Origin of the sequence: Micromonospora sp. CP22 (assembly GCF_009712475.1) — a bacterium.
Taxonomy (GTDB): domain Bacteria; phylum Actinomycetota; class Actinomycetes; order Mycobacteriales; family Micromonosporaceae; genus Micromonospora.
In genome coordinates, this window is the sequence record NZ_VCJO01000001.1 from 23,765 (window position 1) to 42,426 (window position 18,662).

The 18,662-nt window shown below is 71.5% G+C and carries 17 protein-coding genes and 1 tRNA gene; 11 read left to right on the top strand and 7 right to left on the bottom strand.

Annotation, left to right across the window (positions count from 1 at the left end):
• Nucleotides 1–86 precede the first annotated feature (86 nt).
• Nucleotides 87–1,460 carry a sensor domain-containing diguanylate cyclase gene (locus tag FF096_RS00125; RefSeq protein WP_155214764.1) on the bottom strand — a complete coding sequence of 458 codons (1,374 nt, stop codon included), beginning with the start codon at nucleotides 1,458–1,460 and terminating at the stop codon, nucleotides 87–89.
• Between the two features lie 232 nt (nucleotides 1,461–1,692).
• On the opposite strand from FF096_RS00125, the gene FF096_RS00130 reads away from it, so the two are divergent.
• The 3 genes from FF096_RS00130 (at nucleotide 1,693) to FF096_RS00140 (ending at nucleotide 3,883) form a co-directional block, all read left to right on the top strand.
• Nucleotides 1,693–2,472: a phosphodiesterase gene (locus tag FF096_RS00130; RefSeq protein ID WP_155214336.1), complete on the top strand. Its 780-nt coding sequence runs from the start codon at nucleotides 1,693–1,695 to the stop codon at nucleotides 2,470–2,472.
• A gap of 367 nt (nucleotides 2,473–2,839) precedes the next feature.
• A complete protein-coding gene (locus FF096_RS00135) occupies nucleotides 2,840–3,298 on the top strand; it encodes a lamin tail domain-containing protein (RefSeq protein WP_155214337.1) in 459 nt (152 codons plus the stop codon).
• A gap of 123 nt (nucleotides 3,299–3,421) precedes the next feature.
• Nucleotides 3,422–3,883 carry a hypothetical protein gene (locus FF096_RS00140; protein WP_155214338.1) on the top strand — a complete coding sequence of 154 codons (462 nt, stop codon included), beginning with the start codon at nucleotides 3,422–3,424 and terminating at the stop codon, nucleotides 3,881–3,883.
• Nucleotides 3,884–4,146: 263 nt separating this feature from the next.
• Here the strand turns inward: FF096_RS00140 and FF096_RS00145 are convergent.
• Both FF096_RS00145 and FF096_RS00150 read right to left on the bottom strand, forming a co-directional pair.
• Nucleotides 4,147–4,223: transfer RNA gene (locus tag FF096_RS00145), tRNA-Pro, on the bottom strand.
• Between the two features lie 64 nt (nucleotides 4,224–4,287).
• Nucleotides 4,288–5,181: a metallophosphoesterase gene (locus FF096_RS00150; RefSeq protein WP_155214339.1), complete on the bottom strand. Its 894-nt coding sequence runs from the start codon at nucleotides 5,179–5,181 to the stop codon at nucleotides 4,288–4,290.
• A gap of 25 nt (nucleotides 5,182–5,206) precedes the next feature.
• On the opposite strand from FF096_RS00150, the gene FF096_RS00155 reads away from it, so the two are divergent.
• Entirely contained in the window at nucleotides 5,207–5,662 is a 456-nt protein-coding gene (locus tag FF096_RS00155) for a GatB/YqeY domain-containing protein (protein WP_155214340.1), read from the top strand.
• A gap of 197 nt (nucleotides 5,663–5,859) precedes the next feature.
• Here FF096_RS00155 and FF096_RS00160 read toward each other — a convergent pair whose 3' ends face one another.
• Nucleotides 5,860–8,328 carry a transglycosylase domain-containing protein gene (locus FF096_RS00160; RefSeq protein ID WP_155214341.1) on the bottom strand — a complete coding sequence of 823 codons (2,469 nt, stop codon included), beginning with the start codon at nucleotides 8,326–8,328 and terminating at the stop codon, nucleotides 5,860–5,862.
• Between the two features lie 402 nt (nucleotides 8,329–8,730).
• On the opposite strand from FF096_RS00160, the gene FF096_RS00165 reads away from it, so the two are divergent.
• Entirely contained in the window at nucleotides 8,731–9,051 is a 321-nt protein-coding gene (locus tag FF096_RS00165; RefSeq protein WP_155214342.1) for a WhiB family transcriptional regulator, read from the top strand.
• 40 nt (nucleotides 9,052–9,091) lie between these two features.
• Here FF096_RS00165 and FF096_RS00170 read toward each other — a convergent pair whose 3' ends face one another.
• The 3 genes from FF096_RS00170 to FF096_RS00180 are packed head-to-tail and all read right to left on the bottom strand — an operon-like array spanning nucleotide 9,092 to nucleotide 11,858.
• Nucleotides 9,092–10,243: an ArsA-related P-loop ATPase gene (locus FF096_RS00170; RefSeq protein WP_155214343.1), complete on the bottom strand. Its 1,152-nt coding sequence runs from the start codon at nucleotides 10,241–10,243 to the stop codon at nucleotides 9,092–9,094.
• A 53-nt stretch (nucleotides 10,244–10,296) separates the two neighbouring features.
• The gene (locus tag FF096_RS00175; protein ID WP_309222383.1) at nucleotides 10,297–11,274 is read right to left on the bottom strand and encodes an ArsA-related P-loop ATPase; all 978 of its coding nucleotides are present in this window, start codon (nucleotides 11,272–11,274) and stop codon (nucleotides 10,297–10,299) included.
• 26 nt (nucleotides 11,275–11,300) lie between these two features.
• On the bottom strand, nucleotides 11,301–11,858 hold the full coding sequence (locus tag FF096_RS00180; RefSeq protein ID WP_155214344.1) for a hypothetical protein: 558 nt from the start codon (nucleotides 11,856–11,858) through the stop codon (nucleotides 11,301–11,303).
• 326 nt (nucleotides 11,859–12,184) lie between these two features.
• On the opposite strand from FF096_RS00180, the gene FF096_RS00185 reads away from it, so the two are divergent.
• The 6 genes from FF096_RS00185 (at nucleotide 12,185) to FF096_RS00210 (ending at nucleotide 18,659) form a co-directional block, all read left to right on the top strand.
• Nucleotides 12,185–12,676 (top strand): hypothetical protein, encoded by a 492-nt coding sequence (locus tag FF096_RS00185; RefSeq protein ID WP_155214345.1) that lies wholly within the window; start codon nucleotides 12,185–12,187, stop codon nucleotides 12,674–12,676.
• Nucleotides 12,677–12,720: 44 nt separating this feature from the next.
• A complete protein-coding gene (locus FF096_RS00190) occupies nucleotides 12,721–12,876 on the top strand; it encodes a DUF4177 domain-containing protein (protein WP_013736319.1) in 156 nt (51 codons plus the stop codon).
• On the top strand, nucleotides 12,873–13,343 hold the full coding sequence (locus FF096_RS00195; protein WP_155214346.1) for a RidA family protein: 471 nt from the start codon (nucleotides 12,873–12,875) through the stop codon (nucleotides 13,341–13,343). The genes FF096_RS00190 and FF096_RS00195 overlap by 4 nt, the downstream gene beginning before the upstream one ends.
• Nucleotides 13,344–13,475: 132 nt before the next feature.
• A complete protein-coding gene (locus FF096_RS00200) occupies nucleotides 13,476–14,303 on the top strand; it encodes an MBL fold metallo-hydrolase (RefSeq protein ID WP_155214347.1) in 828 nt (275 codons plus the stop codon).
• Nucleotides 14,300–17,887, top strand: a complete 3,588-nt coding sequence (locus FF096_RS00205) for an adenylate/guanylate cyclase domain-containing protein (RefSeq protein ID WP_309222384.1) — start codon at nucleotides 14,300–14,302, stop codon at nucleotides 17,885–17,887. Before FF096_RS00200 ends, FF096_RS00205 begins: the two co-directional genes overlap by 4 nt.
• Before the next feature lie 232 nt (nucleotides 17,888–18,119).
• Entirely contained in the window at nucleotides 18,120–18,659 is a 540-nt protein-coding gene (locus FF096_RS00210) for a hypothetical protein (RefSeq protein WP_155214348.1), read from the top strand.
• Nucleotides 18,660–18,662: the final 3 nt, after the last annotated feature.

An 18,662-nucleotide genomic window follows, 5' to 3' on the forward strand; every position in this document is an offset into this window, starting at 1 on the left:
ACGAGAGCGCTCTCCAAGACCAAAACTTCTTGATCACCGGACGAGGGTGGGTGGGGGTGGGTGGGGGGTGGGTGGGGTGGGGGGGGTTAGGCGGCGGAGAGGTGGACGCCGTCGCGGCCTTGTCGCTTGACAGCGTAGAGGGCCTGGTCGGCGCGTTGGAGAGCCAGCTCGGGTGACTCGCCGGGGCGGGGCAGGGCCACGCCGACGCTGATCGTACGGCCCACCCGGCGGGCGGCCTCGGTGAGCCGCTCGGCGACGCGTACCGCCTCCTCGGGACGACTCACCTCGATCACCGCGACGAACTCGTCACCACCGATCCGGTACAACTCGTCGCCGTGGCGCAGCGCATCCTCCAGCGCCCGGGCGAGCCCGATCAGCACCTGGTCACCCGCCTGGTGCCCGTACGTGTCGTTGACGCTTTTGAAGTCGTCCACGTCGATCGCCAGCAGGGCGGTGCGGCCGGGGACCACGGTGGCGATGCGCTGCCCGAACGGGCCGGTGTGCCGTAGCCCGGTAAGCGGGTCGGAGCTGGCCTGCTCGCGTAGTCGGTCCAGGGTGCGCAACCGGTCCAGGCAGCTCCACGCCTGCCCGGCCAGCAGCTCCAGCAGGTTGACCGTGATCGGATCCGGCCGGAGCAGCCGCTCGTCGGCGACGAGCAGCACCCCGCCGCGTTCCGGCGGCCCGAACGGCACCGCCACCAGGGTGCGTACCCCGGCCCGGACCAGCGGCTGGTGCTCCTCGGTAGGCGGATGGCCGGCCTCGCCGAGGGTGTAACCGGCCCCGTAGCGATGTGCCCGGCCGATGATGCGTCCGAGTGCCGGGGTGTCCAACCCAACCAGCTCGGCACGCATCCGGGCTTCCAGATCGCCCGGGGCGGCCGTCGGGGCGCCGAGTCGTGGCCCGCCCCGGCCACCGAGCAGCAGGACGGCGGCGGAGAGCGTCGACACGTCCCGGGCCGCAGCGATCGCGGCGGTCATCAGGTCCCACTCGGTGGTCGCGGCGGTCATTGCCGACGCGTGCCGGAGCAGCTTCTCGCTGCGGCTCTCCGACGGGCCGCCGAGCGCCGAGATCCGGGCGCCGAGGCGGGCGGCGACACCTTCGGCGACCCGCCGCCACCAGTCGAGATCGGCCGACGCGGTCCATTGCAGGTCGAGCACGCCGATGGCCCGTCCGCCCGGGTTCAGGACCGGTACGCACACCTCGGCGACGACGTCGGGGCGTACCGGAATGTGATCGGGGTCGGCGGCCACGTCCGGGACGACGGCGGACCGTCCACTGGCATGGACCCGCCCGACGATCCCGGTGCCCGGGGCGACGGTGGCGAATACCTGCCAGGACCCGGTGGCGGCGACGCAGCGGAGCCGATCCTGGACGTGCAACAGGACGGCGATGGTGGCCGGGGTGTACCGGGCGAGGGCGTCGACGGCTGCGTCGCACACCTCGGCCACGGTCGAAGCCATCGGCAGGCGGACCGTCACGTCACGGATGACTTCTTGCTGATCCACTCGTACGTCGTTCCAGGTCGGATCCGGTCCCGGTGGCGCCGGGTCGCGGATCAAGCGTACTCAGACGAAACGGAGCGCCGATTTCAGTCGTACACATGTGCTATCCACAGGGTGTGGACACGGCCTGTGGGGCCCCGGCGCGGCGCGGCGACGATAGCGTGGTGGCATCTGGTCGAGTGGAGGTCCGATGCTCATCGCCCACCTCAGCGACCCGCACCTGACCACCGGTGTCCTCGGTGCCGAGCCGGCCGCCGGGCTGCACCGGGCGCTCGGCCGGGTGCTGGCGCTGAACCCCAGGCCCGACTGTGTGGTAATCACCGGCGACCTGGCCGACCACGGCCGTCCCGACGAGTACGCCGTGCTGCGTGAGGTGCTCGGGCGGTACCCGCTGCCGGTGCACCTGGCCACCGGCAACCACGACGACCGGGAATCGCTGCTCGACGCCTTCGGCGGCACACCCTGGCTGGGTGGTGGCTTCTCCGCGCACTACCAGGTCGACCACCCCGGGGCGACCGTGGTGGTGCTCGACTCCCTCGTGCCCGGCGCGGACGGCGGACGGCTCGGCGAGGAACAGCTCGCCTGGCTGGACGGGGTGCTGGCCGCCCGGCCCGACGTGCCGGCCGTGGTCTGTCTGCACCACCCGCCGATCGAGGTCGGCGTCCCGGCTGCCGACGCGATCCGGCTCGCCGACGGTGCCGAGTTCGCCGAGGTGCTGCTTCGACACCCGCACGTGGTACGCGTCGCGGCGGGTCACCTGCACCGTCCGGTGAGCGCGACCTTCGCGGGCACGATGTTGTCGGTCGCCCCGAGCACCTGGCGGCAGGCGACGCTGACCATGAGCGGCGACGAGCGGATCGGCTGGGTGGACGAGCCGACCGCACTGCTGCTGCACGTGGTGTCCAGCGCGGGCTGCGTCACGCACACCGTGCAGGTGAGCCACACCGCCGGGATGACCTGCGGCTTCTGAGCGGCGCCGAACCCGTAGCGGCGGACGCCCGACGGGAGACCGAGGCGCGCCACCCGGCAGATGGTCCGAAGTGGACAGCTAACGCGCGGTCCGGGAACGCCGTTCGGGCGGCTGATCGTCGTCGTGCGTCGGGTCCGACCGGTCGTACCGGATGCCGCAGCGACACCGGTCGTACGCCCAACCGACGCCGGCCAGGTGCGCCGGAAACGCTGGCCGGGTCGCCCTGAGTCGCCGGTCGGCCCTAATCGGTGGCGGGGCGTGTTTGGGTGTTCGCCGTGCCGTGACGCGTCGTTAGCCTCGCTCCGTCACGCGTCGGCGTGACACTTCCGCGCCGACTTCCGGCGCCGTCCGTGGGGGTAACACGCGCATGACGAGAAGGCTCATCGGGTTCGTGGCCGCGTTCGCCGTGGTGGTGGGTGGATCGTTCACCGTCGCCGCCCCGGCGCAGGCCGCCACCCCGGCCATCGAGATCACCAAGGTCTACTACGACTCGCCGGGTGTCGACCGGCGTACCAACGCCAGCCTCAACGCCGAGTACGTGAAGCTGACCAACCGGCGGGCCCGCACCATCAACCTCAAGAACTGGACGCTGCGCGACAAGGCCAACCACGTCTACAAGTTCAGCGGCAACGTCAAGCTCGCCAAGGGCAAGAGCATCGTCATCCGTACCGGCTCGGGCAAGAACACCGCCAGTACCCGCTACTGGGGCTCGGGCAACTACATCTGGAACAACACCGGCGACACCGCGTACCTGCGTAACGCCAGCGGCAAGCAGATCGACAAGTGCTCCTGGAAGAAGAAGGGCAAGGGCTACACGAACTGCTGACCGACGGATGTGGCCCGGGACGACGTCTAGCGACGTAGATCACTATCGTGGTTCGCTGAACGTGCTGGTAGGTCGTCCCGGGCCGTCCGACTCGACAACCCAGCGGAACAGAGGGATGTCGTGTTGAGGCGTGGTCTTGCGGTGCTCGCGGTGGCTCTGTTGGTGAGTACGCCGGTGGTGACCGGCTGGCTCCTCGGTGACCTGACCGGGGAGGCCGCCCGACGGCTCGCGGCCGAGGGAGAACCGCTCGACTACGCGGTGGAACCGGTCAGTCTGGGCGCGGTCGGCGACCGGGTACTGGTGATCGTGGCCACCGTGGTCATGGTGGTGTCGCTGGCCGTGTTGGTCCGCGCCACCATCACCCGCAAGCTTGATCCACGCTGGTGGTCAGTGCTGGTGCCGGTGATCCTCGCCGGTGCGTTGCTCGGCCTGGCCTGGCGGATCGTGACCGCCGGGGCGATCGGGGCGAACATCGGTGCCGGTCTGGTCGTCCTCCTCGGCGGCCCGGTGCTCCTGGTCCTCCTCGTCGTCGCCGCCGTCCAGGCGGTCCGGCTGAGCAGGGAGCATCGCCACCGGGTCGGCTAGCCCGGCGACCCGGCGCGCGGTCGGCCCGAGACGCCGCGCGTTTGGGCCCGAGCCACGGGCGAGCGGTGCCCGAGTCGCTGGACGGGTGCGCCTGGAGCCGCATGGATAGGTAGGCCCGGCACCGCCGTGCGGTTGGGCCGGTGATGGCCGTCGGCGCAGCCGGGGAGGAAGGGGGCCATCTCCGCGCAGGATCCAAACCTGCACCGCTCGGCCTCGGGTGGCACACGCACTGAGGGGCACATCCATTGGATGTGCCCCTCAACTGGTCGGGGTGGCCGGATTCGAACCGACGACCTCTTCGTCCCGAACGAAGCGCGCTACCAAGCTGCGCCACACCCCGAGGCGTGCCGACAAATAGTAGCCCACCCGTCCCGGGGCTCAAACTCGGTACCCGGGTCGGGCGGTCAGCGTGGGATCAGGGTGAGCACGCTGGCCTCCGGCGGGCAGGCGAATCGGACGGGAGCGGTCGGGTGGGTGCCGAGCCCGGCGGATACGTGTAGCCAGGAGTTCGACCCGGGCCAGCGGTGCAGCCCCTTCGCCATCGACCGGGGTAGTCCGCAGTTGGTCACCAGGGCGCCCACTCCCGGTACGCACACCTGGCCGCCGTGGGTGTGCCCGGCGAGCAGCAGATCGAAGCCGTCGGCGGCCATCTCGTCGAGCAGTGCCGGCTCGGGGGAGTGGGTGAGCGCGATGGAGAGGTCGGCGGCGGAGGAGACCGGGCCGGAGACCGAGGCGTAGTCGTCGCGCTCGACGTGCGGATCGTCCACGCCGGCCATCTCGATCGAGCGACCGCCGGCCTTGACCGTCGTACGCCTGTTGTTCAGGTCGACCCAGCCGGCCCCGGTGAGCACCTCGCGCAGGTCCTCGGTGGGCAGCTCGACCCCCTCGGTGTACTCCCGGTCGGGCATGAAGTAGCTGAACGGGTTCTTCCAGACCGGCCCGGTGTAGTCGTTCGAGCCGAACACGAACGCGCCCGGGTAGTCGAGCAGCGGTTGCAGCGCCCGCAGCACCCCCGGCACCGCGTCCGGGTGCGCCATGTTGTCTCCGGTCACCACCACCAGATCGGGGTCGAGCGCGGCCAGCGAGGCGACCCAATGCTGCTTGCGTACCTGGTTGGGGGTCATGTGCAGGTCTGACAGGTGCAGCACGCGCAGCGGCTCGGTGCCGGTGGGCAGCACCGGGACGTCGAAGCGGCGGAGGGTGAACATGTTGCGCTCGACGAGGGAGGCGTACGCCAGGGCGGCGGCACCCGTCGCCACGGTCGCGGTCGCGAGCCGGAATAGTGTGCGCTTTCGCATGCCGATCAGGGTAGTTTGACCGTCCATGAGCACGCTGAAGGACCGCCTCACCGCCGACATGCGCGCCGCGCTGAAGGCCCGCGACGAGCTGACCACCTCCACCCTGCGGATGGCTCTGGCCGCTGTGGGCACCGCCGAGGTCTCCGGCAAGGCCAAGCGGGAACTCAGCGACGACGAGGTGGTGGCCGTGTTGACCAAGGAGGCCAAGAAGCGCCGCGAGGCGGCTGCCGCCTTCGCCGACGCGGGCCGTGCCGAGCAGGCCGCCAAGGAGTCCGCCGAGGGTGAGGTGCTGGAGCGCTACCTGCCGAAGCAGCTCTCCGACGCCGAGCTGACCGAGGTGGTCACGCAGGCGCTCGCTGCGGGCGGCTTCACCGGCAAGGCGCAGATGGGCCCGGCCATGAAGGCGGCCCAGGCCGCGGTGGCGGGCCAGGCCGAGGGGGGCCGGGTGGCCGCCGAGGTACGCCGCCAGCTGGGCCTCTGAATCGTCGCCGATAACCGCCGGGGTACGCCCTCCGCGCCGTGGGAGGTATCACCGCGGCGGCCTGGGTGAACGACGTGCTGGCGCTGGGCTGCCTGGCCGTCCTGCTGCTGACTTCGCTGGCCCGGTTGATCCGTACATAGAACGGGTGGGCACCCCCGACAAGGGGTGCCCACCCGTTCACCGTCAACGAGGCCCGATCAGCCGCCGGGTCGATCCGGTGCGCGTCCGGGCGGGCTGGGCGGGTTGGGCGGTCCGCTGGACGGATCCGTGCCCGGCCGGCCGTTGCCGCCACCGTCGTTGTTGTCGGCCTTACCGGCGCTGACCATGATCGTCACGATGCCGCCCTTGATGGTGCGACCGCTGGGGCTGGTGCCGGCGGCGGTGCCGGCCGGGCAGTCCGAGGCGATCCGGCTGGTGGAGACGAGCGGTTGGAAGCCGGCACCGGAGATGCGGGACTTGGCCCGTTCGATATCCAGGCAGGTGACACCGGGGATGGTGCGCTGGTCGCCCAGGGAGATCTTCTTGCCGGGCGGGTCGAAGTCGATCCCCTTCTTGCCCTTCATGGCGGCCTTCAACGTCTTCCACACCGGCGGGTTGATGCCGTCGGGACGGTTGTGCTTCATCTTGACGTTGGTCTGCGGCCAGTCCGGGTCGGCCAGGATGCCGGCCACCGCGTACTGCTTGGTCATCGCGACCAGCGAGGCGGTCTTCTCGGAGTCGGTGGTGCCGGACTTTCCGGCCACCGGCTTGCCGACGTTCCACTTCACCTCGGCTGCGGTGCGGCTGCCGCCACACTTGCTGGTGGAGGAGTTGTCACCGACCGGGCAGCGGGCCGCGTCCACCGCCGCGCGGGCCACCTCGGTGCTGAACCGCTTCTCGCAGCGCGGGTTGGCCACGTCCAGCTTGTTGCCGTCCAGGTCCCGGATCTCCTGCACCGGGATCGGTTCGCAGTACTTGCCGTCGGCGGCCAGGGTGGCGTACGAGTTGGCCAGCTCGAGCGGGGTGACCTGCGAGACGCCCAGCGTGAAGGCGCCCCACTGGTGTGCGGCCTCCTTGTTGTTGGCGTACTCCGCGTCCTTGCTCTGCCGGAACTGGATGCCGAGGCGCTTGGCCACGTCCACCACGTTCTCCGCGCCGACCTGCTGCTGCAACGGCACGAAGTACGTGTTGATCGAGGCGGAGAAGGCGCTCCACATGTTCTGCACGCCGCCGGGCTTCTTGCCGGAGTTGGTCGGGCAGTAGAAGTTGGTGCCCGGACAGGCGGCGGGGCTGCCTCTCTCGACGATGTACTCCGACTTGAACTGCTGCGGCGCGTTGAAGGTGTAGCTGAGCGGGATGCCCTTCTCCAGCGCGGCGACGATCGTGTACATCTTGAAGACGGAGCCGGCCTGGTAGCCGGTGATGCCGTCCCCGCCGGTCAGCAACGGGTTGACCGTGTTCGGATAGTTGCCGAGCTTGCCCCGGTTGCGCTGCACCGGGTCGCTGTGCGGCTTGTTCTTGGGCTTGTCCGGGTTGTCGAGCTTGAAGTTCCGGTTGACCGACAGCGCCCGGACCCGGCCGGTGCCGGGCTCGACCACCGCGATCATCACGGCCTCCTTGGCGGTCACCGGCTTGGCCTCGCGGACCGCGTTGTCGGCACCGTTCTGGGCCTGCTTGTCCAGGGTCGTGACGATGGTGTAGCCGCCGCTCTTGAGCCGCCGCTCCCGGTCGTACGAGGTCGAGCCGAACGTTTCCTGCGACATCCACCAGCGGTAGAAGTAGTCGCAGAAGAAGCCCCAGGCGTTCTTGTTGGTGGCGACGCAGCCGTTCGGGGCCCGCTTGCCCTTGACGACGAGCTTGACGGCCTTCGCCTCCTTGGCCTGCTGCTCGGTGATCGCCCCGATCTTGACCATGTTGTCGATGACGTAGTCGCGTCGGGCCACCGCGTGCGGGTAGCCGTCCTTGGTCGTGGGGTCGAACGAGGTGGGGGCCTTGACCAGGCCGGCCAGCATGGCCGCCTCTTCGACCTTCAGGTCCTTCGGCGGCTTGTTGAAGTAGACCTGGCTGGCGGCGTAGATGCCGTAGGCGCCGTTGCCGAAGGCCGCGAGGTTGAGGTAGCGCTCCAGGATCTCGTCCTTCGACATCTCCTTGTCGAGCTGGAGCGCGTAGCGCATCTCGCGCAGCTTGCGGGCGCTGGTGTCCTCGGTCGCGGCGATCACGTCGGCCGGGTGGGTCGCCGAGTACGCGATGCCCATCCGGACGTACTGCATGGTCAGCGTCGAGGCGCCCTGCCGGTCGGCACCGGCCTTGCTGTTGTTGACGAAGGCCCGGGCCACGCCGTTGAGGTCGACCCCGTTGTGCTCGTAGAAGTCGTGGTCCTCGGCGGCGATGATCGCGTTGCGCATGTTCTCCGAGACGTCGGAGAGCTTCACGTCGCGCCGGTTCTCGTCGTACATGGTGGCCAGCGGTGTCTTGCCGTCCGCGGCCAGTAGATAACTGATCTGGGGTGCGCGCGCCACGGTGAGTTCCTTCGGCAGCGCGCCGAAGGTCTCCGCTCCGGCCTTCGCGGCCAAGCCCGACATCGCCACGGCGGGGAAGGCCGCGGCGGCAACCACCACACCGGCCAGCAGCCCACAGATGAGTAGCGATGCGGCGTTGGTCAGGACGTTGTGGTCACGTTTCCGCATCCAGGTCACCTCGACAGGGTACGCGAACAGGTAACGAGGGGCGCTGGGGCGTCTTTTCCCCATTTCCTGCGCGCGCCGTCCTCGTTGTGCTAGACGCGTGGCACCGGGTGTCCGGTTGCGTGGATCCGAGCCGAGTTTCCTCCTCGCCGAGGTTGCTCGCAGCGTTTTCGCGGACCTAGGTGGGGTAAGCGGCGGTCCCGGGCCCGAGAAGCCGGGAGTGTCCGGAATGATGGATTTCGCCAACAACGTTGCGTAATCGTGCGACTACAGAGCATGATGTAGGCGGCGACAGCGCCACATGTCGTCTGTGCCGCCTTTGGGGTAGGTGTGCCGGACGATCCGGGGGGATTGCCGGCTGGCCCGCGACGGCGTCGGTAGTACTGCAAGGGGGGACGTGTACAGATGGGCATGATCACTGACTGGCCGTCGTTGGCGGCGTGTCAGAACGGGGACCCGGACGCGTTGTTCGTACAGGGCGCCGAACAGAACGTGGCCAAGCGGATCTGCCGGAGCTGCCCAGTCCGGTACGAATGCCTGGCCGACGCGCTGGACAACCGGATCGAGTTCGGCGTGTGGGGTGGCATGACCGAACGGGAACGTCGCGCGCTGCTGCGCCGCCACCCCCAGGTCACCAGCTGGCGCAAGATGTTCGAGGCGGCGATGAAGAAGAACGCCAAGGACAAGGCGGGCAAGGACAAGATCCTGGCCGCCGCAGGCAACTGAGCAACCGGCACGCCTCAGCCGCCGTCGACCGCCTCGTCGGTCAGCAGCGGCTGATCGCCGCCGCGATCGTCCGCAGCCCGTCGACGTCATGCACGTCGGCGGGCTGGGCCGTCACCGACACGGTCGGCACCTGCGGAAACGCCTCGGTGAACCGCGCCGCCACCTGCTGCTCCCGTACCGCCTGCTCGGCCAGTGCGGCGTGCGCCCGCAGCACCTCGACGGTGCCCTCGTGGCCCCCGGCCGCCGCCAGCCGGTCAGCGGCAGCGCGGCTCTCCGCCGCGCCCAACTCGGTCACGGTCGGCTGGTGCACCCGGTTGAGCACCAGGCCGGCCAGCGGCATCTTCTCCGCGCCCAGCCGACCGGCGAAGTAGGCGGCCTCCCGGACCGCGTCCGGCTCCGGCGCCGCGACCAGCAGGAAGGCCGTCTCCCGCGCCTGCAGGATGCGGTACGTCTGCTCGGCGCGCTGCCGGAAGCCACCGAACATCGAGTCGAGTGCGGCGACGAAGCCGGACAGGTCGGTCAGCAACTGCGTGCCGATGACCTTCTGCACCACCCGGGAGAACATCCCGAAGGAGGCGGTGACCAGGCTGAACATGCTGCGTCCGCCGGTACGCGCCGGAGCGAGCAGCAGCCGCAGCATCCGCCCGTCGAGGAACCGCGACAACCGGGCCGGCGCGTCGAGGAAATCCAGCGCCGAGCGCGACGGAGGAGTATCCACCACGATCAGGTCCCACTCGCCCCGCGCGTGCAACTGGCCGAGCTTCTCCATCGCCATGTACTCCTGCGTGCCCGCGAAGGTGGAACTCATGGCCTGGTAAAAGGGGTTGGCGAAGATCTCCGCCGCCTTCGCCGGATCGGTGTGCGCCAGCACCACGTCGTCGAAGGTGCGCTTCATGTCGAGCATCATGGCGTGCAACTCGCCGCCGCTGTCCTCGACGTCGATCCCCTTGACCTGCCGGGGCGTGTTGTCCAGCTCGGTCAGCCCGAGGGACTGGGCCAGCCGCCGCGCCGGGTCGATGGTGAGCACCACCGTGCGTCGGCCGTGCCGCTCGGCGGCGCGCAGCGCCAGCGCCGCAGCCGTGGTCGTCTTGCCCACCCCGCCCGCACCACAGCAGACCACGATCCGTACTCCCGGGTCCGCCAGGATCCGGTCGACGTCCAGCGGCGGCGTGGCGTTGTCGAAAGGCACCAATCGAGCGTATAGGGCTGGCTGGCTCCGCGCGCCTGGCCAACCTCAGGTGTGAGTCAATCGCCCTGGACGAGCGCGGCGGCGAGCATGTCCAGCCCTGCCCGGTTCACCCCGTCGGGCAGCAGCGGCAGCTCGACCAGGGGCACGCCGAGGTCCACCAGATCCGTACGGAGCGAATCCTCCAGTTCCCGGCGGATCATCAGGTCGTGTGCCTCGTCGCGCAGACCGGTGACGATCGACTTCCTGACCGGCAGCCCCGCCGCCCGCAGGCCGCGCTCCAACTCCGCCTCGGTGACCAGCCGTCCTGTCGGCAACGGCGGTCGGGTGCCGTTGACGATCACCCGGCCCAGGTTGAAACCGAGCGAGGTCAGCTCGGCGATCGCGTCGACGGTCTCCTGCACCGGCATCTCTTCGAGCAGGGTCACCACGTGCACGGCCGTCATCGGTGAGCGCAGCAGCGCGGAGACTCCCTCGCTCTGCGTCTTGATCGGCCCAACCTTGGCCAGCCGGGCGGTCTCGGCGGTGACGTTCAGGAAGCGCCCGATCCGGCCGGTCGGTGGTGCGTCCAGCACCACCGCGTCGTACACCCGCCGCCGGTCGACGGTGCGGGTGGTGGCTTCCTTGACCTTGCCGGTGAGCAGCACGTCGCGCAGACCCGGGGCGATCGTGGTGGCGAAGTCGATCGCTCCGAACTTGCGCAGCGCCCGCCCGGCCGCACCGAGCTTGTAGAACATGTCGAGGTACTCGAGCAGCGCCTCCTCGGCGTCCACCGCCAGCGCCGACACCTCGCCGCCGCCGGGAGCGTCGGCCAGGTGCCGTTCGGCGTACGGCAGCGGTTCGGTGCCGAAGAGCTGGGCGATGCCCTGTCGCCCCTCCACCTCCACCAGCAGGGTGCGTCGACCACCGGCGGCCAGGCCCAGGGCCAGGGCGGCGGCCACGCTGGTCTTGCCGGTGCCCCCCTTGCCGGTCACCACGTGCAGGCGGGCCGGCCAGTCGAGGACGGCCCGATCAGTCGGTCGCTGCGCTGCTCCCACCCATCGAGCCTATCCACCCGCAGTGGTCAGGCGACCTCGCAGACCCACCAGCCGGTCTTGCGGACCACCGTGAAGCGCAGGTTCTGGTCGGCGATCTTCTCGTCGGCGGTGGTGACGGTCACCGTGGTGGTGACGGTCGCCCGGTCGCCGGTCTCGTTGTCCACCTTCGGGGTGTCCCAACGGAACCGGGGACTCTGGTGGGTCGAGACGTACTTCTCGACCTCGGCCACCTTGGCCCGGATCTTGCCCTGGTCGCGGGCGGCGGTGCAGACCAGACTCGCCGCCTTGGCGGCGTCCCGGTCCTGGTAGACCGCGGTCAGGAACTCGTCGACCGCCACCGACGGATCGGCCGCGCCCTCGCCCGCCTCGGTGTCGCGCAGGGTGAAGAAGGCGGCCACGCCGCCTCCGGCGCAGAGCAGCAGCACCACGACCAGTGCGAGTGTGGCCAGCAGCGCCCCCCGCTTTCGGGGCGGTGCGGACGGTGCCTGGTACGGCGGGACGCCGGGCCCGGTGGCCGGCGGGGCGGACTGGGTCGGCGGAAGGTCGGTGGGGCCGGTCGGGCCGCCGGCGGGTGGCTGGGTCATCGGTCCCCCCGGGTGCGGCGCAGCACCGCGTGCGGGCGGTGAGCGTGGGATCGGGTGGCCGGGCCGGGCGCCCGTCCAGACGGGAAGGGTAGCGGTCCGCGGTCGCGCTGCGGAGTGCCGGTAGCGCCCCGGACAAAGATCACGATCAACTTTCCGCTGGTCGGGTGTCGCAAATGTGACCGAACGCGATCAGGCGCGCGCGTCCTGTTGATGGGACCGACGAGCCGGTCCTACGGTCGCTCCGGCACGCCCCGGCGCGGGCCGGGCGGATGGGTCCCGGACCGGTGGGCGGCGCCGTGACCAGGTACGACGCCCGGAGGCAGCGCATGCGCGACACCGACAACACCCCCCGAGCCCAGTTTTCCACCGGGCTGCGGAGGGGCAGCCGGACACCCGGTGCGGACTCCGCCGGCCGGCTACCGCTGAATGAGCGCTCGTACCGGCGTCCGGTCGATCCGGTCACGAGTGTCGAGCCGGCCGGTGGGCGGGAGGAGGACGGCCCCGGCTACGTCATCCACCTGCCCATCCGGGTGACCGACCTGGCCGCCGCCACCGCGCTGGCCGGTCGGGTGGCCACCTCACTGAACTTCCTGCTCGAACTGGACGCCGGTGAGACCGAGGTGTCGACCGCCGACGACCAGAACAACCGTCACCGGGTCTTCTGCGACCTGCTGCTGCCGGACCGTACGCGTTGCCCCCAGCCCTACGACCATGCCGGTCCCTGTGGGGAGCTGCCCGCGCCCGAGCAACGCGGCGCCGTCGAACAACGGCCCGTCGCGGACCAGCGTCCCGCATCCCGGCCGGTCGGCGGACCGTAGGCTGTGCCCCGAAGTGTCCATGCCACCGAGGGAGCCCTCCACCGATGCAGAAGTGGGAATACGCCACCGTCCCGCTGCTGGTCCACGCGACCAAGCAGATCCTCGACAACTGGGGTGAGGACGGCTGGGAACTCGTCTCCGTCGTTCCGGGGCCGAACCCGGAGCAACTGGTCGCCTACCTGAAGCGCCCGAAGGCATGAGCGTCGTGGCCAACGGACCACACGCCAGGCTGGCGGAACTCGGGCTGGAGCTGCCGGAGGTGGTGCCGCCGGTGGCGAGCTACCTGCCGGCGGTGCAGTCCGGGCAGCACGTGTACGTCTCCGGGCAGCTGCCGATGGCCGACGGCAAGCTGCTGGCCACCGGCAAGGTCGGTGCCGGCGTCTCCGCCGACCAGGCCAAGCAGCTCGCCCAGCGGTGCGCGCTCAACGCGCTCGCCGCCATCGACTCGCTGGTCGGCCTGGAGAACGTCGTCAAGGTGGTGAAGCTGACCGGCTTCGTCGCCAGCGCACCCGGCTTCACCGGTCAGCCCGCGGTCATCAACGGCGCGTCGGACCTGTTCGGCACCGTCTTCGGCGAGGCGGGCCGACACGCCCGCTCGGCGGTCGGCGTCGCGGAACTGCCCCTGGACGCCCCGGTCGAGGTCGAGGTCATCGTCGAGGTCTCCTGACCGCGACGCCACCCGGGATGTTCCCGCGATCTTGCACTTTTTGGTCGGGACGAAAGCCCCTATCGAGGGCGAATCGGAGGCCGGAACTGCAAGATCGCGGGGGTGGGGTCGGGGAGTCGTACGATCGCAGCCATGGGAGGGCATGTGACGGGGGCGGTGAGCGCCCTCGCCAGCGAACTGCCGGAATGGGTGACGCTGCTGCGGGCACCCAATCCGGGGCCGATGACGCTGGACGGCACCAACACCTGGCTGCTGCGGGCCGCGCCCGGCGAGCCGGCCGTGGTGGTCGACCCAGGGCCGGCGGACGAGGCGCACCTCGCCGCGATCGTCGCGCAGGGACCGGTCGGGCTGGTGCTGATCACGCACGGGCACCCCGACCACACCGAGGGCTCGGCGCGCCTGCACGATCTGCTCGGTGGGGCACCCGTCCTCGCCGTCGACCCGGCGCACACGATCGGCGGTGCGCCGCTGACCGGGCCGGGGCAGGACCTGGATGGCTTCGGCCTGGACATCCGCCTGCTCTCCACTCCCGGGCACACCGCCGACTCGGTCTGCTTCCTCGCCGAGCGGAACGGTCGACGTGCGGTCCTCACCGGCGACACGATCCTCGGCCGGGGTACCACCGTCGTGGCGCACCCGGACGGGAACCTCGGCGACTACCTGACGAGCCTGGAACTGCTCTCGACGTACCGGGGAATCCCGGCGCTGCCCGGACACGGCCCGGCACTGGCCGACTGCGGTGCCGCCGCCGACTTCTACCTCGCCCACCGTCGGGCCCGCCTCGACCAGGTCCGGCAGGCGCTGGAGGCGGGCGCGCGGACCGCGGCCGAGGTGGTCGCGACGGTCTACGCCGACGTCGACCGGTCGCTGTGGTGGGCGGCGGAATGGTCGGTACGCGCGCAGCTCGAATACCTGGGCCGGGAATCCGGCGACGGCGACGCGAGGTTGGAACCAGCGTGACCTGCCCGGTGTGCGGAACTGTCGCGGTGCCCGGCGCCCGGTTCTGCCACAACTGCGGCGCCGCGCTGCCAGCCGCCGCGACCCTGCCCGCCGCCGAGCGTCGGGTGGTGACCGTCCTCTTCGGTGACCTGTCCGACTTCACCTCCTGGTCGGAGGATCTCGACCCGGAACGCGTCGGCGCGGTCACCGACCGCGTGCTGGCCGCGTTGGCCGGAGCGGTCAAGACCTTCGGCGGGCACGTCGACAAGCTGACCGGTGACGGGATCATGGCGGTCTTCGGCGCACCCGTGGCGCACGAGGACGACGCCGAGCGGGCGGTCCGCGCCGCGTTGTCCATGCAGCGAGCGGTCCGCCGGGTGCTCGACGACGAGCAGGGCGGCGGCGCGCCGCTGGGGTTGCGGGTCGGACTCAACACCGGTGACGTGATCGCCGGCATCCAGGCCGCCATCGAGTACACCGTCATCGGTGACACGGTGAACACCGCCGCCCGGCTGGCCGACGCCGCCGCCGTCGGCGCGGTCTACGCCGGTGGGCGTACCGCCATGGCGACCCGGCACGTCGCGAGCTGGCGGGCACTGCGACCGCTGCGGCTCAAGGGCAAGCGCGAGCCGGTCGAGGCGTACGAACTGCTCGGCCTGCTGGACGCGCCCGGCACCCGCTCCGGCCTGGGCGACGAGGCGCCGTTCGTGGGCCGGGAGACGGAGATCGGTCGGGTGGCCGGCCGGCTCGCCGAGGTGATCGACCGTAGCGAGCCCCGGGTGCTGCTGATGACGGCCGAGGCGGGCATCGGCAAGTCCCGGTTCGCGGCCGAGGTGGAACGGCTCGCCGCCGGTTACGACGTCGGTGCCGGTCGGTACGCCGCGCACACCGGTGCCCGGGTCCTGTCGGTGCGTTGCGCGGCCTTCGGTGAGCGTCGACGGTTGGCTCCCCTCGCCGACCTGGTGCGCGCCGCGACAGGGCTGCCGAACGACGCCGCGACCGCGGTCACCCGCGCGGCCGTGGAGGAGCGGCTGCGTCGGCTCGGGCAACGGCTCAGCCGCAGCCGGACGGAGCCGGCGCCGGTCGCCGTCGATCAACTCCTGGCCCTGCTCGGGTATGCCGAGCTACCCGCCAGTGGCTCCACGGAGGGTGAGTGGAGCACCACCGGGCCGCCGGCCGACGCCGACGCGGTGCCCAACGCGGTGGCCGACCTGCTCAGCGCGCTCGCCGAGGAGGCGCCGCTGGTGGTGATCGTGGACGATCTGCACGACGCCACCGCGGAGACCATCGGCGCGCTGGAGGTCACGCTGTCCCGGCTCAGCGGACCGGTGCTGGTGCTGCTGCTCGGTCGCCCCGAGCTGGTGCGTACCGCCGGTACGCTGGCCCGGGTCGCCGACGCCGAGGTGCAGCCGTTGCCGCCGCTGCGCGGTGCCGACGCGGCCAGGCTGTTGACCAGTTACCTCGGTGGTGGACGGTTGCCCCAGGCCGACACCGACCGGCTGCTCGCCACCGCCCAGGGCAACGCCTTCTACCTCGCGGAACTGGTCACCCTGCTGATGGAGCGTGGCGCGCTGACCGCCGGGGCGCGCAACAGTTGGCGGTTGGTGCCCGGTTCCCTCGGCAGCCGGTTGCTCTCCCGGGATCTCGCGGCGGTGCTCGCCGCCCGGATCGACGCGCTGCCCGTCGAGGCCCGTTCGGTGTTGCGGGACGCCGCGGTGGTCGGCGACACGGTGCCCGAGGGCGCGCTGGAGGCGCTGCGGGAGCAGCGCACCGGCGGCCGGGACGGCCGCCCGGCCGCAGTCGCCGCCGTCGAGTTTGAACGGGCCGTGGAGGAGCTGCTGCAACGCCGGATGCTGCACCGCACCCGCAGCGGGTACGCCTTCGCCACTCCGCTGATGCGGGAGGCGGCGTACTCCGGAATCAGCAAGGCGGAGCTGGCGGAGCGGCACGCCGCGTTGGCCCGCTGGGCGGCCCCGGCGACCGAGGCGACCGCGACGGGCAGCACCGGAAGCGGCCCCGGCGGTTTCTCGGAGGCGGCCCGGGACGACTTCGTGGCCGAGCACGTCGAGCGGGCCACCGCGCTGGCCGATGCGATCACGCTCCGCCCGGACGCGCCGGCCCGGGCGGTCGCGCCGCTGGGTGTGGCGGCGCTCGGCCGGGCCACCCGTCGGGCGCTGCACGCGGGGGAGCCGGCGCTGGCCGTGGAGTACGCCGAACGCGCGGCGGAACTGGCCCGAGACGGGGTACCCGCGGTCGACCGGGTGGCACATGCCCGGGCACTGCTCCAGGTCGGTCGGGCCGCCGACGCCCTGGCCTCGGCCGAGAAGATCGCGGCCAACACGGGCGATCCGGCGACGCGGGCCAGCGCTCTGCTGCTCGCCGGTCAGGCCCAGCAGGCGATGGGTGACCTGCAACGCGCCGAGGCCAGCTGGCAGGAGGTGTTGCAGGTGGCCGGTGACGCCAACCTGCCCGCCCTGCGCGCGTCGGCGATGCGTCGACTGGGCATGACCGACTTCCTGGTCGGCCGGCTGGGCCAGGCCAGCAGCCGGCTCGCTGCCTCGTACCAGGTGAGCCTCGCCGTGGGTGATCGGCGGGGGCAGGCCTGGTCGTTGCAGAACCTCGCCTGGGTGACCACCACGCGGGGTGACTTCGCCGGTACGGACGCGGTGCTGGGCCGGGCCGCCCGGCTGTTCGCCGAGTTGAAGGACCCGTACGGCCGGGCGTGGTTGCGCGGCACCACCGCCTTCGCCCGGCTGCTGGCCGGTCGGTTGCGGGAGGCACGTCGGCTGGCCCGGGTCTTCCTGCCGTTCGGTGAACGGGTCGGTGAGGCGTGGGCGGTGGGCACGCTGCGGGCGGTCGACGCGTACGCCAACGCCGAGCTGGGCGAGCTGGCCGACGCCGACCGGGAGGCCCGGCGGGCGTACCGGGACTTCGCCGCCGCCTCGGACGACTGGGGCCAGGGCTTCGCGCTGGTGGTCCGGGGGGTGATCGCCCGAGGGCTGGGCGAGCCGGAGCACGCCGCCGACCTGCTCACCGATGCGCTCGCCTACGGCCACCGGACGGCTCACCCGCTGCTCACCGGGATGGCCGGCACGTTGCGCGGGTTCGTCGCGTTGGAGATGGGTGACGTGGCTGGTGCGGAGCGGGACGCGCGCGCGGTACTGACCACAGTGGAACCACACAATCCCCAAGCTCCGGCGCAGGTCGCACCCCGGGTGTTGCTGGCCACCGCCCGGTTGGCGGCGGGCGACTCCGGCACGGCGGTCGGCCTGCTCGCCCCGGTCGCCACGATGGCGGCCACCACTCCGTCGCTGCTCTTCTCCCGTCGGCAGTCGATGGCGCGCTACGCCTCTGCTCTGCTCGCCCACGGTCAGCGCGAGCAGGCGCTGGACTGGGCTCACCGGGCGGTGCGCGCGCCGGCCGAGGACGTCCGCAGCCAGGTGATCGCGGCGAGCGTACTGGCCGAGGCGTTGGCCGCGTGTGGACGGCCGGCGGAGGCGAAGGCCAGCGCCGAGGACGCGGTCCGGACGGCGTACGCCACCGAGCAGCGCAGCGAACGGGTCGCGGCGGAGGCATTGCTCACCCGCCTGCGTACCCCCGGCTGACCGCACCCGCCCGCCACCTCGACGCGCCCGACGACGCTGCCCGGGTGCGGCGCTCACGGCTCCGGCAGCCGCCGCTGATGCGCCGGAGTCGGTAACCGAATCGTCCAGCCTGATGGGCGACCGGTACGGATCTGGCGGTTCCGGGGATGTGGCCGGTCGGGACGGCCGCTAGCGTGACGGTTCACGCGATGCGTCGATGTCGGCGGTCGCGCCGTCGAGGGGGAGGGCCAAGATGAGACTGCCGCGTTCGGTCGCGGGGTGGACGATCGCGGTGTTCGGTGTGCTGGCGCTGCTGATGGGGGCAGTAGGCCTGCTCTGGCCGGAGGCGCTGCTGCGGATGCTGGGCTTCGAGATCCCGCAGACCCGCGCCCCTGGCGACTACACGGGCACCTTCGTGACGGCTTCCTCGATGGCGTCGTTCAACATGGGGGTCTACTACCTGCTCGCCACGGCCACCGAGTGGCGCGCCTTCTACCGCTTCACCGTGGTGTTCCGGCTGGTCACGTTCACCGTCTTCACCATCGCGGTGCTGGCCGACATCACGCCGGGGCGGTTCTTCGGGGTGGCGGCGTGGGAGGGGCTGGGGGCGTTGGCCACCGCCGCCGGTCTCTGGTGGGACGCGCGTCGGTCCGTGGGGTTGGGTACGGCTGGCGGCCGGGATGCCGCCGGCCCGGGCCAGCGCGGATCGATTCCTGACGAATCGGTGCCGAACGACGGTGGACGCGGTGCCGGAACATCGGGTTTGGGGTCGGCCACCGATGCGGTTCACTGAGCG

Bases quoted from the DNA above. Each gene is read 5' to 3' on its own strand.
- FF096_RS00210 (WP_155214348.1), top strand. From the start codon at position 18,120: ATGAGACTGCCGCGTTCGGTCGCGGGGTGGACGATCGCGGTGTTCGGT.
- FF096_RS00195 (WP_155214346.1), top strand. From the start codon at position 12,873: ATGAGCGTCGTGGCCAACGGACCACACGCCAGGCTGGCGGAACTCGGG.
- FF096_RS00130 (WP_155214336.1), top strand. From the start codon at position 1,693: ATGCTCATCGCCCACCTCAGCGACCCGCACCTGACCACCGGTGTCCTC.
- FF096_RS00185 (WP_155214345.1), top strand. From the start codon at position 12,185: ATGCGCGACACCGACAACACCCCCCGAGCCCAGTTTTCCACCGGGCTG.
- FF096_RS00160 (WP_155214341.1), bottom strand. From the start codon at position 8,328: ATGCGGAAACGTGACCACAACGTCCTGACCAACGCCGCATCGCTACTC.
- FF096_RS00190 (WP_013736319.1), top strand. From the start codon at position 12,721: ATGCAGAAGTGGGAATACGCCACCGTCCCGCTGCTGGTCCACGCGACC.
- FF096_RS00200 (WP_155214347.1), top strand. From the start codon at position 13,476: ATGGGAGGGCATGTGACGGGGGCGGTGAGCGCCCTCGCCAGCGAACTG.
- FF096_RS00155 (WP_155214340.1), top strand. From the start codon at position 5,207: ATGAGCACGCTGAAGGACCGCCTCACCGCCGACATGCGCGCCGCGCTG.
- FF096_RS00125 (WP_155214764.1), bottom strand. From the start codon at position 1,460: ATGGCTTCGACCGTGGCCGAGGTGTGCGACGCAGCCGTCGACGCCCTC.
- FF096_RS00165 (WP_155214342.1), top strand. From the start codon at position 8,731: ATGGGCATGATCACTGACTGGCCGTCGTTGGCGGCGTGTCAGAACGGG.
- FF096_RS00180 (WP_155214344.1), bottom strand. From the start codon at position 11,858: ATGACCCAGCCACCCGCCGGCGGCCCGACCGGCCCCACCGACCTTCCG.
- FF096_RS00135 (WP_155214337.1), top strand. From the start codon at position 2,840: ATGACGAGAAGGCTCATCGGGTTCGTGGCCGCGTTCGCCGTGGTGGTG.
- FF096_RS00150 (WP_155214339.1), bottom strand. From the start codon at position 5,181: ATGCGAAAGCGCACACTATTCCGGCTCGCGACCGCGACCGTGGCGACG.